Below are 13,464 nucleotides of genomic sequence, written 5' to 3'. Positions count from 1 at the left end.
ACTGTCAGAGTGGGATATGGCGAGCGAAGAAGCCGGGAGAATCGCGAGACCCGGACAATACTTAACCAACCTGAGGAGAATGTCAAGGTAGCCTCAAAACCTCAGCCAAAAAGATGCCAGGTGAAAAACCTGGACCAAAATACGCAGGCGCAAATACGCCGTCAGAGCGAAGCGGAGGTTTGCTCCCTTTTGTGTAAAATAAACGGGTTGTGCGATTAGGAAATCTAGAAACCGTGGCGCGTCTAGCTCTGTTAAGTGTATCGGACAAAACCGGATTGGTCGAATTCGCTCGATCGATCGTCGAAGACTTCCAATTTGACATTATCAGTAGCGGCGGAACCGCCAAAGTCTTACAAGAGGCCGGACTCCCCGTCACCAAAGTATCCGACTACACCGGATTTCCCGAAATCTTAGGAGGGCGCGTCAAAACCCTACACCCCCGCGTCCACGGCGGTATCCTCGCCCGTCGCAACCTGCAAGAAGACTTGCAAGACTTGGAAGCCAACGACGTGCGCCCCATCGATTTAGTGGTGGTGAACCTCTACCCCTTTGAAGCCACCATCGCCAATCCCGACGCCACCCTCGCCGACGCCGTAGAAAAAATCGACATCGGCGGCCCCGCCATGTTGCGGGCAGCGGCGAAAAACTTCCAACATCTCACCGTCCTCTCCAACCCCGCCCAATACGACGGTTATTTGACGCAACTGCGCGAGAAAGGCGAACCCTCCTTTGAATTCCGTCGCCAATGCGCCAAAGCCGGATTCTGGCATACTTGTCAGTACGATCGATCGATCGCCACCTACCTGGAAACCCAAGCTGAATCCGAAACCCTTCCCGAACAATTCGGCGTAGCGGGGTCGCAAATTCAAGCCCTGCGTTACGGCGAAAACCCCCACCAAAAAGCCGCCTGGTATCAAATCGGCCAGAACGCCAGCGGTTGGGGCGCCGCCGAGAAGTTGCAAGGAAAAGAACTCAGCTATAACAACCTTGTCGATTTAGAAGCCGCCCGTCGCATCATCGCGGAATTCCTCGGCGACGACAAACCCCCAACCGCAGCGGTGTTGAAACATACGAATCCCTGTGGCGTCGCCGTGGGCGAAACCTTAGTTCAAGCTTATGAAGACGCCTTTAACGGCGATTCCGTCTCCGCCTTTGGGGGAATCGTCGCCTTGAACCGCCCCATCGACGCCCCCACCGCGACGGCGTTGACGAAGACCTTTTTAGAGTGCGTCGTCGCCCCCGGTTGCGAGGACGAGGCGAAGGAAATTTTGGCGAAAAAGTCCAAACTTCGCGTGTTGACGATGTCTGATTTGAACGAGGGAACGGGCGAAACGATTAAAGCGATCGCTGGGGGTTTCCTGGTTCAAACCGCCGATGATTTAGTCGAAGACACCACGCAATGGGAAATCGTCACCGAAAAACAGCCGACACCGGAACAGTTAGAGGAATTGCTGTTCGCCTGGAAAGTCTGCAAGCACGTGAAATCCAACGCGATCGTCGTCACCAAAAACCGCACCACGTTAGGAATTGGAGCGGGTCAGATGAACCGCGTCGGGGCGGCGAAAATCGCCATCGAACAAGCGGGAGAACAATGTCAGGGGGCGACGTTAGCCAGCGATGGTTTCTTCCCCTTTGACGATTCTGTGCGTTCGGCTGCGGCGGCGGGAATTACGGCGATCGTTCAACCCGGTGGAAGCATTCGCGATAAGGATTCGATCGCAGCCGCTAACGAGTTAGGCGTCGTCATGGTTCTCACGGGAGTTCGCCACTTCTTGCACTAATTCAGCTTCGGGAAACGGTTCTTTTCTGGTTTCGCGAGATCCCCGGAATCTCCAAGATTCCGGGGATCTTATACTTAAAAACAAAGAGTGCGATTCGTTCCGTCGAAAGGAGAGTTGAATGAAAGCGATTCACTTTATCGAATCACTTTCTCGAACGAGCCGAAAAGGAAACTGAAGTTTGTCCAGAACGAAATGAATGGGAAACGGGAAATTGGAGGGTTACGCCTCAGAAAGCTTTCGAGCTTTTAGGAAAAGAGCTTTACTTACATCCGGGGCAAAAAGAACCGGCTCGTTTTGGGGGAATTATAATTGGGTTTTATCTGCTTTCGATCGACGATTCCAGATATAACGGAAAAATTGTATTTCGAGTTAAAAAAATGATGATTTCGAGGGAACTTTCACATTTCGGAAAGGATTGGGAAACGAGCATAAAACCGTTTACTGAAGAGGTTTAACCAGAAAGAAACAGAGAACACAGAGTTTTTTAATTATCATAAAAAAAACAAACATCCAGCTTTTAAAAACTGGATGTTTAACCAAAATTTTGACGAACTGCTATCAAGGGTACTAGATCCCCGGAATCTCCAAAATTCCGAGGATCTTAGAAGTCACACACCCTACCGGACTCCAGCGAGTTCGGGGGTTTTCAAACGAGCGTCGTCTTTGGAAATCACGGCGTTTCCGTTCTCGTCCACATCCACGATCGCCTTATCGCCCTCTTCTAACTTTCCAGCCAGCATTTCTTCAGCCAGAACGTCTTCCAACAGACGCATAATCGCCCGACGTAACGGACGCGCCCCGTAAGCAGGATCGTATCCTTCATCCACCAACCGCTCTTTGAAAGCATCCGTCGCTTGCAACGTGATGTTTTGTTCCGTCAGTCGCGCGAACACCTGTTTCAGTTGCAGTTCCGCGATTTCCTTGATTTCTTCCCGCTTTAACTGACCGAAGACGATGATATCGTCCACGCGGTTGAGGAATTCCGGACGGAAGTACTGTTTCAACTCCTCGTTAACCAGGTTGCGAATGCGGTTGTACTGGGCGTCCGTCTTGTCGTCGGCCACCTCGAAGCCCAAACCGCCGCCACCTTTCTCGATGACGCGAGAGCCGATGTTCGAGGTCATAATCAGCAGGGTGTTTTTAAAGTCCACCGTGCGACCTTTGGAATCGCTCAACTGTCCGTCTTCGAGAATCTGCAACAGCAGGTTGAAAACGTCGGGGTGGGCTTTTTCGATTTCGTCGAAGAGAATCACCGCGTAGGGACGGCGGCGCACCGCTTCGGTGAGTTGGCCGCCTTCGTCGTACCCCACGAATCCCGGCGGGGAACCGATGAGCTTCGAGACGGTGTGACGTTCCATAAATTCGGACATATCCAGCCGAATCATAGCCTCTTCCGACCCGAAGAAGTAATCCGCCAGAGATTTGGTCAGTTCCGTTTTACCGACACCCGTCGGACCCGAGAAAATGAAACTGGCGATGGGACGTTTGGGGTTTTTCAAGCCGACGCGGGCGCGACGAATCGCACGAGACACGGCGCGAACGGCTTCTTCTTGTCCGATGAGACGCTCGTGCAGGGTGTCTTCCATGTGCAGCAGCTTCTCGGATTCGCTTTCTTCGATTTTGGTCACGGGTACGCCAGTCCAACTGGCGACGATGTGGGCGATGTCGTCTTCAGTGACCACGGGGGCTTGACCGGGCTTGTGTTGGCGTTCTTCGGCCAGTTTGTCGATTTCGCGACGGATTTCCAGTTCGCGATCGCGCAGCTGTCCGGCTTTCTCGAAGTCTTGGGCGTCTACAGCCGCTTCTTTCTCTTTCACCGCCTGGGTCAGTTCTTTCTTCATCTCCCGAGAGGCGGGGGAGGATTTGAAGTGTTCGATGTGAACCCGAGACCCGGCTTCGTCGATGAGGTCGATGGCTTTGTCCGGTAGGAAGCGATCGTTAATATAGCGATCGCTCAATTTGGCCGCTGCGTCGAGGGCTTCGTCCGCAATGGTCAGTTGGTGGTGTTGTTCGTAGCGATCGCGCAGTCCGAAGAGGATTTCGATGGTTTCCTCAACACTGGGTTCGCCCACCATAATCGGCTGGAACCGACGTTCGAGGGCGGCGTCCCGTTCGATATGCTTGCGATATTCGTCCAGGGTGGTCGCCCCGATACATTGGAGTTCGCCTCGGGCTAACGCCGGTTTGAGGATATTCGCCGCGTCCAGGCTTCCTTCTAACGCCCCCGCCCCGACGAGGGTATGGATTTCGTCGATGACGAGGATAACATTTCCGTTTCCGCGTACTTCTTCGACAATGTTTTTCAGACGTTCTTCAAATTCGCCTCGGAAGCGCGTTCCCGCCACCAGTAACCCCATATCCAGGGCGATGACTTGTTTGTTTTCCAGCATTTCGGGAACGGCGTTTTTAACGATGCGCTGCGCCAAACCTTCGGCGATGGCCGTTTTCCCGATTCCCGGTTCTCCCACGAGGATGGGGTTGTTTTTGGTGCGACGACCCAGGATTTGAATGAGTCGTTCGGTTTCTCGTTCCCGTCCGACGACCGGATCGAGTTTTCCGTCGGCGGACAGTTGGGTGAGGTTGGTTCCGAATTCCTCGAGGGTCGCCATTTTTCCGGTTTTCGCCGAGGGTCGATCGCCCACGGCCACCCCTGCAACTTCCCCGAGTTGCTTCATCACTTGGGTACGAAGATCCGCTAAATCCACCCCTAAGTTATGAAGAACCGTCGCCGCGACGCCTTCTTCGTCTCGGGTCAACCCTAATAAAATATGTTCCGGGGCAATATAGTTATGGCCGAGTTGACGCGCTTCTTCGACCGCGTACTCGAACACCCGTTTAGCTTTGGGGGTAAAGGGAATTTCAGCGGAGGCGAATCCGGAACCGCGACCGATGAGTTGTTCGACTTCTTGTCGGGCGTTTTCGCGGCTGACCCCGAATTTGTTGAGGACTTCGGCGGCGATGCTGCTTCCCTCGCCAACTAAACCGAGCAGGATTTGTTCGGTCCCGACCATGTTGTGTTTGAGCCGACGCGCTTCTTCTTGCGCCAGCATGACGACTCGGATAGCTTTGTCTGTAAAGTGTTCGAACATAATTCGCGTGCGATCGACTGAGGTAGCTAGTTGTCTGCGGGGACTCTGGGCTTGTCGTCCTCAAAGGGACTTCGATAGTCTTCGGGCGCGATCCGCCTCGAAGGGGGAGGGAGAATCTATGAACTTTTGTGTACTTACATTAATATAATGTATCGGCGCGAAGCCAACCGCCCAGTGAGGAGAGCCGTATGGTTGAGGGTCGGTTCGGACTCGCTCGGTTTGACGAGTCCGGCTTCGGGAACGCCAGCCTTACCCTGAAGGTATGGCCATGGGGGTCAGGCTCTCGCTTCCAGCCTATTACAGGATCGCAGCTTGGTGCAAACGAAACTGGCTCGATCGCCTGCCTTGACGACGGAAATTTTTCAGGCTTCTTATAATTAAAAAAGTGGCAAATCCCTTGAAACTCGCTGCGATTCGCTGGGGTCGCGGTCGCCATCTCCATCAATTGTGCGATCGAATCTTGGGATTTCAACGTCTCTAATCTAACCGTCTTGGCGCTTTTTCCCTCTTCCGATCTCGATCGACAATTCATTATGAGTTCGACTCACCACCCCGAAACCATTTCTCCCCTCTCGCCCTCCCCGCATCGGGCGATCGTTCGTCTCGAAGACATCTCTAAAATTTACGGTTCCGGAAACACCGAAGTTCGCGCCCTCGACGGCGTTTCGATCGAAGTCTTTCCCGGCGAATACTGCGCCATCATGGGACCGTCGGGTTCGGGAAAATCTACCGCCATGAACGTCATCGGCTGTCTCGATCGACCCACTCGCGGCCGCTACTATCTCGACGGCGTAGACGTGGCGGGACTCTCGGAATCCCACTTAGCCAGCGTCCGCAATCAAAAGTTAGGCTTCGTCTTCCAACAGTTCCACCTGTTACCCCAGATGAGCGCCTTGGAAAACGTCATGTTACCGATGGTCTACGGCGGCGTCTCTCACCAAGAACGGGTCGATCGCGCCACGGACGCCCTCACCCGCGTCGGCTTGGGAAATCGCCTCCACAACAAACCCGCCCAACTCTCGGGAGGACAACAGCAACGGGTGGCTATCGCACGGGCGATCGTCAACCAACCCGTTTTACTCCTGGCGGACGAACCCACTGGCGCCCTCGACAGCCACACCACCGAGGAAGTCATGGGCATTTTCCACGAGTTGAACGCCTCGGGGATTACCATCGTCATGGTCACCCACGAAGCCGAAGTCGCCCGCTTGACCCAGCGCGTCATTTGGTTCCGCGACGGACAGGTGGTTCACGATCGCCTACACCCGGAAGAGTTACATTTGGCCGTGTCTTAGGCATGTTGTTTAAAAAAACAATATCTATCCGTCGCGGATCGATCGAGAGGGGTTGACTGGGGAATTCCAAAGCGCTAGAATAATTTTATTAGATAATGGGAATTTTAGCATCTACATTGATTTTTTAGTCAACATCGCCAAAAAGATTGGACTTTAGATCCCCGGCATCTTCGAGATGCCGGGGATCTAAACGAGTTCAGGGGGATCTAAACGAGTTCAGAGAGAGAAAATCCCCTCAAATCCCTAAGATTTCTCAGCCATGGCCAACATCAGATCGATCGTGCGGTTAGAGTAACCCCATTCATTGTCGTACCAAGACACTACCTTAAAAAACTGAGAATTGAGTTCGATTCCGGCCGTAGCGTCGAAAATGCTCGATCGGGGGTCGGTGGTGAAATCCGTCGAAGCCACCGGGTCGTCCGTATAGCCAAGAACGCCTTGGAGTTCGCCCTCAGCCGCTTTCTTCATCGCCGCACAAATCTCGTCGTAGCTAGTGGCTTTTTCCGTGCGGAAAGTCAAATCCACCACCGAAACATCCGGCGTCGGAACCCGGAAGGCCATCCCCGTCAAGCGTCCGTTCAACTCCGGTAAGACCAAAGTGACCGCTTTCGCCGCCCCCGTCGAAGCCGGGATAATATTCTGAGCCGCACTGCGTCCGGCCCGTAAATCCTTCTTACTCGGACCGTCGACAGTCGGTTGAGTCGCAGTCATGGCGTGAACCGTGGTCATCAGCCCTTCCGCCAAACCGAAGTTTTCGTGAATCACCTTCGCAATGGGCGCCAAACAGTTCGTCGTACAACTAGCGTTAGAGACGACCGTATGTTGACTGGGGTCGTAAGTCTGGTGATTGACCCCCATCAGCAGCGTCGGCACCTTATCGGGGTCTTTCGTCGGAGCCGAGATGACCACTCGTTTCGCCCCCGCCGCCAGGTGCTTGGATGCGCCCTCGTAAGTCGTGAAGCGTCCCGTCGATTCCACCACATACTCAACGCCCAAATCCCCCCAGGGAAGTTGAGCGGGATCGGTGTTGGAGTAACAGGGAATCGATTTCCCGTTGACGACGATACTATCGTCCGTCGCTTCCACCGTTCCCTTGAAGCGTCCGTGGGTCGAATCGTACTTGAGCAAATAGGCCAGGGCTTTCGGGGGAACGAGGTCGTTAATCCCGCAAAACTCGATGTTGGGGTTTTCCAGTCCCGCCCGGAACACCAGTCGCCCGATGCGACCGAATCCGTTAATGGCGACTTTCAGGGTTGCCATAAAAATCCTCCTTGTGGGTGCTTTAGCGATGCCGTTTCGCACGAACGGCACGGAATAAAGCTGGAGTTAGTATAACGTCAGGCTTTACAGCAGTTTCGAGGCGGAAATCGAGCCGCTGATGCCCGATCGCACTCCCAAGGCAGGATATTCTAGAAGGAGTCAGCTTTAGAAAGGTTTTAACAACGGTGATGTGTGGCTTTTGCTGAAATCCATGGATTTACCTTACTATCGAGAACAAAGGCGATCGAACCCAAATTTCATCGACCCAGACGATCGCAATTGCCAAGCGGATAGTTAGCGTTCGAGACCCAGCCCCGAACGCGACCCGGTTAAATATAGCTATCCTGGCGAATATGCCCTGTTTTGTGTCCCCTACTCTGCGAATCGACAAAGTCTTATGAACCCTGATGAGGTAAAAATCGTTCGACCGGAAGGTCTTCTCGACGGTGTAAAAGCGAGTCAGGTACGACGCGACATCAGCGAGTGCCTCGAAACTGGCGCGAAGATCGTCTTGCTCGATTTAAAAGACGTGACGTTTATCGATAGTTCGGGACTCGGGGCGTTAGTCTCCGCGCTGAAAACCGTTCGAGCCGCCGATGCCAAAATGTTTATCTGCTCCATTAGCGACCAAGTCAAGATACTCTTCGAGCTAACGAGCATGAACCGCGTCTTCAAAGTGTACGCCGATCGCGAAGAATTCGAGCGTAACGTCCTCTCCTCCCCCTAACTCAACCGCTGCAAGTTGTCAGAAAAACAGTCGTCCCTGAAATTCCAACCCGGGCGGTCAAAGAAACGTCAGTTGCAAGAGCGACAGATCGTCGTCTAACACGCAATCGGGAGATAACTGCTCGATCTCCTCCAACAGGCGTTCTAAGTCAACCCCGCCTCCGTCGCTCTCTTGCGAAAGCCAATCGGCGAACGCATCGAGTCCCCAAACCGTCCCGTCCGGTTGAGGAATTTCATAAACGCCATCGCTGAAAATATAAAGCTGACTCGAGGGAGCGATTTCACAGCATTGACTTTCGTAGTCCGCATCAGGAAACATGCCGATGGGAATGCTAGGGGTGTTGAGACGATCGACCGTTCCCGACTTGGCGACCGAGAGCAACAAGGCCGGGGGATGTCCCGCACTAGCGTAGACGAGTTGGCGGGTTGGGCGGTGGTAAACGCCGTACCAAATCGTAAAATACTTACCCTCGTAGAAATCCGCCGACGTGGTGGTTTGAAAAGCTTGATTGAGAGCGTCGAGAACTTCGCTCGGCTCGTGGAAATTGGCGTGAGGCAGCGATCGCGATCGCAGCACGTTCAGAACCGACACCGACAGCAACGCCGCCCCCACCCCGTGACCCGAAACGTCCACCAGATAAATCGCCAAAGACTCATCGTCGAGCCATTGGAAATCGTAACAGTCGCCCCCGAGTTGTTGCGAGGGAACAAAGCGAGCGTCAATCCAAACCGGCCCCTGAGACACCGAAGAGGGCAGCAGCGATCGCACGTATCGCGCCGCTTCCGAAAGCTCCGTCTCCAGCATCTGCTTTTGCTTTTGCAAGTCTTGACTGAGCTGGTGAATGCGCAACCCCGCCCGCACTCGCGCCTGTAACTCGTCGATTTCGATGGGTTTAGCTAAAAACTCGTCAGCCCCCGTATCGAGTCCCGTCACGCGATCCTCGACGGCTCCCCGGGCTGTGAGTAGAATGAAAAAGGTTGTGGAAAGATAGGGCGTTGCTTTGACCTGACGGCAAACTTCCAATCCATCCATTACGGGCATCATCCAATCGCAAACGATCAAACCCGGCTTGATTTCCTTGGCTAGGCGAACCCCGTCTTCCCCGTTGTTTGCGACAGTAACTTCGTACCCCTGGCGCTGAAGGGCGCGTTTCAACACCAAGCGGGTGGTGGAGTCGTCATCAATCAGTAAAATTGGAGTCATAGATCGAAAACATAGCACAAGTCAAATTGCAAGCGAGGATGTCATTGCGTTGGAAGATTTGAGTAAATCACCCCAATCTCAGCACGCATCTCTACGAGTCCCCACGGATCTTAACGCCTTAGTTCGGGTTTTGGAGTGGTTCGATCGACTCGAATCCTCTGCTGTACCCCAACGAATTTGGTTACAGTGTAAAACGGCGTTAGCCGAAGGCTTTACTAATGCCGTGCGTCACGCCCACCGCGATCGCCACGAAGATCTCGAAGTGGAGGTGGAGTTCGAGCGGACGCCGACCTATATCGAACTGCGAATTCTCGACAGCGGACCGCCGTTCGATCTCGAAGGAAAGCTCAACAGCCTCCCCACCTCGTCAGATTTACACGCTACCGGGGGACGCGGCTTGAAACTCATGCAATGCATTGCCGATCGCTTGAGTTACCAACGGCTCGACGACGGCCGAAACTGTCTCTCGATTCTGAAATATTACGAAAGCGACGCCTAAGCCGTACTGTCAATCTCCGAAACACCACGATACCACTGCCACCAGCAAGGCGATCGCCAACCATCGCGGTAAATGCAAAGCGTTAAAAATCGCCAACGGCACGTCGATCGAGAAGACGAACAAGAGCCATCCCACGATCGTCAACGCCACAGCTAAAAGAATTGCCATTAAAGCCCTTTTCCTCCACAGGCGACTTGCGATCGATATTTTAGGCGATCGCACCCACAAGTCGCTCTCAGACGTCGTTTCGCTTCGATGGGTTTCGATGTGTCGCCCGAGAAATTGTCACTGCAAAGTTTTGCCGGCCGGTTGCGCCTTCTATGCTAAGGATAGATAGATTTACACAAACCGGCGTTGGCGCGATCGCCTCCGCCATCGCCACGCGCTGCCACCTGCGATGTTCGACCGCCTAGCCTCCCTTATCGACCCCATCGCGATCGTCCTGTTACTGTCGGTCGCCAACCGTTTGGCGGTTTCCGCCGAAGACTCCTTTTTCGGCGTCCTGAGACCCTCTCTCGAAGAGGCGGCCGTCTCCCGAGGCTACACGGGCGGGTCAGTATCGCTGCCCAGTTTCGTGGCTGCCCGCGATCTCCACGGCAATCGCTGCGTGGGATTTGGCGACGCCTTACCGGACTACCAACTCATCCTCGATCGCGACTTTCCCGAACTCTCCATCGCCGTCGAAAGTGGCGGCCGCGATACCACCCTCGTCGTGCGCGGTCCCCAAGACGATACGATCCGTTGCGCCGACGACTGGAACGGCAACCCCGACGCCGCTCTCAGCGATACCGACTGGGAAGCAGGCACCTACGAGATTTGGGTCGGCACCCTCGACCCCGGACAAGAGTGGACGTACACCCTTTCGGTGTCGCCACAATTGACCATTGACAATTGACAATTCTCGAGCGAGTTGCGTTACTAGCCGTACATCTGAGCGTAATAGCTCTGATATTCCTCAGATAGCAGGGGTTTCCACCACGCCTCGTTGTTCAAATACCACTGCACCGTTTTCCGCAATCCTTCTTCTACCGTCACTGACGGTTCCCAACCGAGGGAGGTTTGCAGCTTAGTCGAGTCGATAGCGTAGCGTCGATCGTGACCGGGACGGTCTTTGACGAAGGTAATCAACGTTTCGCTCGGTTTCACGGGTAAATCCGCCGCCATCTCGTCCATCAAGCGACAAAGCGTCCGCACTAAATCGATATTTTTGACTTCGTTGTTGCCGCCGATATTGTAGGTTTCTCCCAATGTTCCGCGATGAATCACCGCATCGAGGGCGCAACAGTGATCGATGACGTACAGCCAATCGCGAACGTTTTGACCGTCGCCGTAAACCGGAAGCGGTTTTCCGAGCAAGATGTTAAGGCACATCAGGGGAATCAGCTTTTCGGGAAAGTGATACGGCCCGTAATTGTTCGAGCAGTTGGTGATGACAGTGGGAACCTGATAGGTGTGGTAATAGGCGCGAGCCAGGTGGTCGCTGCCCGCTTTCGAGGCGGAATAGGGACTGTTGGGGGCGTAAGGGGTGGTTTCGCAAAAGGGCGGGTCGTCCGGGTCGAGACTGCCGTACACTTCATCTGTGGAGACGTGGAGGAAGCGACAGCGATCGACCTCCGAACGGTTGGCTAGGTGGTTGCGGAAGGCTTCCAGGAGGGTGAAAGTTCCCACCACGTTGGTTTGAATGAAGGCGTCGGGGCCGAGGATGGATCGATCGACGTGGGACTCGGCAGCGAAGTGAGCTACTGTATCGATGTTTTCTTCGGCCAGGAGAGTTTCGAGGAGAGGGCGATCGCAGATGTTGCCTCGAACAAACCGGAAATTTCCGCTGTCGGCTAATCCTTCGAGATTAGAGAGATTTCCGGCATAGGTGAGGGCATCGAGAACGACGACGCGATCTTCGGGGTATCGATCGCACCAGTAGCGCGTGAAGTTCGAGCCGATAAATCCCGCCCCACCCGTTACCAGCAACCGACGGGATTGGCGCTCTTCATGAGTCATCGTCGTTCGAGTCCTCCTTGAATTGTCAAAAAACTGAATTGAAAAAACTGAATTGAAAAAACTGAATTGAAAAAACTGAAATCTCGATCTCGGGTTTCCTAAGTTTCCCGCGATCGCAGCCCCATCGAGGATAACTCGAAACGGGACCTTTTGCGTTAGCGGCGAATTCGATGAGAACCCGGCGCACAGGTGACTTCCCCGGAACTGTCCGGCGGTGGAACCGGCATCGGCGGCGCTTCAGTGGTGGGGTCGTCGCTGCGACAGACCGCCATAGTTGAAATTTCTAACCCCCGTTCGTTGGGAACCATGAACACGCCACTGGTGAAGCTGTGGAGATCGGGGCGTTTGGCGGTAGCGGTGATGCGAACGCTGTCGGTGCGATCGCTCTCGAAAGTCATGGCGAAGCGGTAATCGTCAGTTTCCGGGGGAACCTCCAGATTTAAGGCGGCGATCGAATCGGCAAAGGTGCGAAATTCCAGATAGTAGGTGCGCTGTCGGCGACTGAGGGCAAACAGAGCGTCGAGGGTATTGGCTTCCACGAGGGGGGCAGGTAAGGCCGTCGAGTCCGAGATGCGATCGAACACCACCGCCGTCTCACTAAACTGTTGCGGTCGTGGTTGGTCGGGGTTCGTACCGTCCATTTGCACCCGCAGCCGACCCTCTGAGGTGATTTCAGCGATGGTCGGCACCACGGAACCGTCGGGAAGCGTCAAATCGAGTTGCAGAGGCGAACCGGGAGCGATGCGATAGCCGAACTCCTGAGCGGCCATGCGTCCGCGCGGTAACGTGACGATAAAATGTAGCGTACCGTCGGGGGTAAAGACGAAGGTAAGATCCTGTCCGGCCAGGCCGCCGGAGGCGAACCACTGTCCCCAAACCGCTCGAGAAGGGGTCGAGGGCGAATCGCTGGGCTGAGATTCCGTTTGGACGACGTGGGAGGGGGACGCCTCGAGCGATCGCTCCGGCAGTCTCGCCTCTGCGGTTGCCGTCAGACTGACCGCAGCCGCAGCACTCGCCACAGCCAGCCCGGGAACGTCGCGAGTCCAACGGGGGAAACAGTCAGAGAGCGATCGCAATATCGAGCCTATCATTCGTTTTTTTCTGGAGGGACTTTAGCGGGATGGTCTTTGAGAACGCGGGTTTTGTAATGGACGAGTTTTTCCGCCGTCGTCTCTTCGTCCTCAGCGGTCGGTTTTTCCAGCATTTGCAGGAGTTGTTTGGCCGGAGAAAGCGGCGGCGGTGCCGTCACGTGAACTTGCAGCTTCGGCCCCGTGCGAGCCAAACGCACGATCGCCCCATCCTCGACCCGCTTCGTCGTAATTAACTTATCGTCGAGATAGGTACCGTTCGTTCCCAAATTTACCATCATCCAGTGAGGGTCTTGATAGCGCAGTTCGAGATGGTGGCGGGACACCACCGCACTGTAAAGAACAACGTGATTGTCCGGAGCGCGACCGACGCGCACGATCGTTTCGCGATCGAACGTCCAGCGTTTGAGCGGCAGCGGCTGATGGGGGTGAAGCAAAGTTAAAGTAATCACGCGGGTCAGAGGGGTAGAGATAGACGCAACCTAAACAGGAAATCCAAGGTGAGTCGAGTAAATCTTCGTGAG

At 54.6% G+C, this 13,464-nt stretch carries 12 protein-coding genes; 5 read left to right on the top strand and 7 right to left on the bottom strand.

The genetic code is table 11. The features are described 5' to 3' along the window. Positions 1–233 precede the first annotated feature (233 nt). Complete coding sequence (gene purH / locus ACP5D4_RS03425) at positions 234–1,781, top strand: bifunctional phosphoribosylaminoimidazolecarboxamide formyltransferase/IMP cyclohydrolase (protein ID WP_428010225.1); 1,548 nt, start codon at positions 234–236, stop codon at positions 1,779–1,781. Between the two features lie 617 nt (positions 1,782–2,398). On the opposite strand, the gene ACP5D4_RS03420 is transcribed toward purH, so the two are convergent. Then, positions 2,399–4,870 carry an ATP-dependent Clp protease ATP-binding subunit gene (locus ACP5D4_RS03420; protein ID WP_428010224.1) on the bottom strand — a complete coding sequence of 824 codons (2,472 nt, stop codon included), beginning with the start codon at positions 4,868–4,870 and terminating at the stop codon, positions 2,399–2,401. Between the two features lie 533 nt (positions 4,871–5,403). Between ACP5D4_RS03420 and ACP5D4_RS03415 the strand changes: the two genes are divergently transcribed. Next, entirely contained in the window at positions 5,404–6,165 is a 762-nt protein-coding gene (locus tag ACP5D4_RS03415; RefSeq protein WP_428010223.1) for an ABC transporter ATP-binding protein, read from the top strand. Between the two features lie 243 nt (positions 6,166–6,408). Here ACP5D4_RS03415 and gap read toward each other — a convergent pair whose 3' ends face one another. Next, positions 6,409–7,425 carry a type I glyceraldehyde-3-phosphate dehydrogenase gene (gap, locus tag ACP5D4_RS03410; protein ID WP_428010222.1) on the bottom strand — a complete coding sequence of 339 codons (1,017 nt, stop codon included), beginning with the start codon at positions 7,423–7,425 and terminating at the stop codon, positions 6,409–6,411. A gap of 397 nt (positions 7,426–7,822) precedes the next feature. On the opposite strand from gap, the gene ACP5D4_RS03405 reads away from it, so the two are divergent. Next, on the top strand, positions 7,823–8,152 hold the full coding sequence (locus ACP5D4_RS03405) for an STAS domain-containing protein (protein ID WP_428010221.1): 330 nt from the start codon (positions 7,823–7,825) through the stop codon (positions 8,150–8,152). Between the two features lie 57 nt (positions 8,153–8,209). Here ACP5D4_RS03405 and ACP5D4_RS03400 read toward each other — a convergent pair whose 3' ends face one another. Then, positions 8,210–9,355: a PP2C family protein-serine/threonine phosphatase gene (locus ACP5D4_RS03400; protein ID WP_428010220.1), complete on the bottom strand. Its 1,146-nt coding sequence runs from the start codon at positions 9,353–9,355 to the stop codon at positions 8,210–8,212. A gap of 58 nt (positions 9,356–9,413) precedes the next feature. Between ACP5D4_RS03400 and ACP5D4_RS03395 the strand changes: the two genes are divergently transcribed. Then, complete coding sequence (locus tag ACP5D4_RS03395; RefSeq protein ID WP_428010219.1) at positions 9,414–9,854, top strand: ATP-binding protein; 441 nt, start codon at positions 9,414–9,416, stop codon at positions 9,852–9,854. A 9-nt stretch (positions 9,855–9,863) separates the two neighbouring features. Here ACP5D4_RS03395 and ACP5D4_RS03390 read toward each other — a convergent pair whose 3' ends face one another. Beyond that, positions 9,864–10,022: a hypothetical protein gene (locus tag ACP5D4_RS03390; protein WP_428010218.1), complete on the bottom strand. Its 159-nt coding sequence runs from the start codon at positions 10,020–10,022 to the stop codon at positions 9,864–9,866. A 229-nt stretch (positions 10,023–10,251) separates the two neighbouring features. Between ACP5D4_RS03390 and ACP5D4_RS03385 the strand changes: the two genes are divergently transcribed. Then, entirely contained in the window at positions 10,252–10,749 is a 498-nt protein-coding gene (locus ACP5D4_RS03385; protein ID WP_428010217.1) for a hypothetical protein, read from the top strand. A gap of 23 nt (positions 10,750–10,772) precedes the next feature. Here ACP5D4_RS03385 and rfbB read toward each other — a convergent pair whose 3' ends face one another. The 3 genes from rfbB to ACP5D4_RS03370 form a co-directional block, all read right to left on the bottom strand. Then, the gene (rfbB, locus tag ACP5D4_RS03380) at positions 10,773–11,852 is read right to left on the bottom strand and encodes a dTDP-glucose 4,6-dehydratase (protein ID WP_428010216.1); all 1,080 of its coding nucleotides are present in this window, start codon (positions 11,850–11,852) and stop codon (positions 10,773–10,775) included. A gap of 155 nt (positions 11,853–12,007) precedes the next feature. Continuing rightward, a complete protein-coding gene (locus ACP5D4_RS03375) occupies positions 12,008–12,943 on the bottom strand; it encodes a type IV pilin-like G/H family protein (RefSeq protein WP_428010215.1) in 936 nt (311 codons plus the stop codon). Next, positions 12,940–13,392 (bottom strand): FHA domain-containing protein, encoded by a 453-nt coding sequence (locus ACP5D4_RS03370; RefSeq protein ID WP_428010214.1) that lies wholly within the window; start codon positions 13,390–13,392, stop codon positions 12,940–12,942. Before ACP5D4_RS03370 ends, ACP5D4_RS03375 begins: the two co-directional genes overlap by 4 nt. Positions 13,393–13,464: the final 72 nt, after the last annotated feature.

This window comes from Baaleninema sp. (assembly GCF_049974805.1).
GTDB lineage: Bacteria > Cyanobacteriota > Cyanobacteriia > Cyanobacteriales > Geitlerinemataceae > Baaleninema.
Note: the sequence above shows the minus strand (reverse complement) of the source record. Positions and strands in the feature narration are given on the sequence as shown.

What these genes read in the sequence shown, in the direction of transcription:
- ACP5D4_RS03390 (WP_428010218.1), bottom strand. Translation starts at nt 10,022, where the DNA reads ATGGCAATTCTTTTAGCTGTGGCGTTGACGATCGTGGGATGGCTCTTG.
- gap (WP_428010222.1), bottom strand. Translation starts at nt 7,425, where the DNA reads ATGGCAACCCTGAAAGTCGCCATTAACGGATTCGGTCGCATCGGGCGA.
- ACP5D4_RS03420 (WP_428010224.1), bottom strand. Translation starts at nt 4,870, where the DNA reads ATGTTCGAACACTTTACAGACAAAGCTATCCGAGTCGTCATGCTGGCG.
- ACP5D4_RS03385 (WP_428010217.1), top strand. Translation starts at nt 10,252, where the DNA reads ATGTTCGACCGCCTAGCCTCCCTTATCGACCCCATCGCGATCGTCCTG.
- ACP5D4_RS03405 (WP_428010221.1), top strand. Translation starts at nt 7,823, where the DNA reads ATGAACCCTGATGAGGTAAAAATCGTTCGACCGGAAGGTCTTCTCGAC.
- rfbB (WP_428010216.1), bottom strand. Translation starts at nt 11,852, where the DNA reads ATGACTCATGAAGAGCGCCAATCCCGTCGGTTGCTGGTAACGGGTGGG.
- ACP5D4_RS03415 (WP_428010223.1), top strand. Translation starts at nt 5,404, where the DNA reads ATGAGTTCGACTCACCACCCCGAAACCATTTCTCCCCTCTCGCCCTCC.
- ACP5D4_RS03400 (WP_428010220.1), bottom strand. Translation starts at nt 9,355, where the DNA reads ATGACTCCAATTTTACTGATTGATGACGACTCCACCACCCGCTTGGTG.
- ACP5D4_RS03375 (WP_428010215.1), bottom strand. Translation starts at nt 12,943, where the DNA reads ATGATAGGCTCGATATTGCGATCGCTCTCTGACTGTTTCCCCCGTTGG.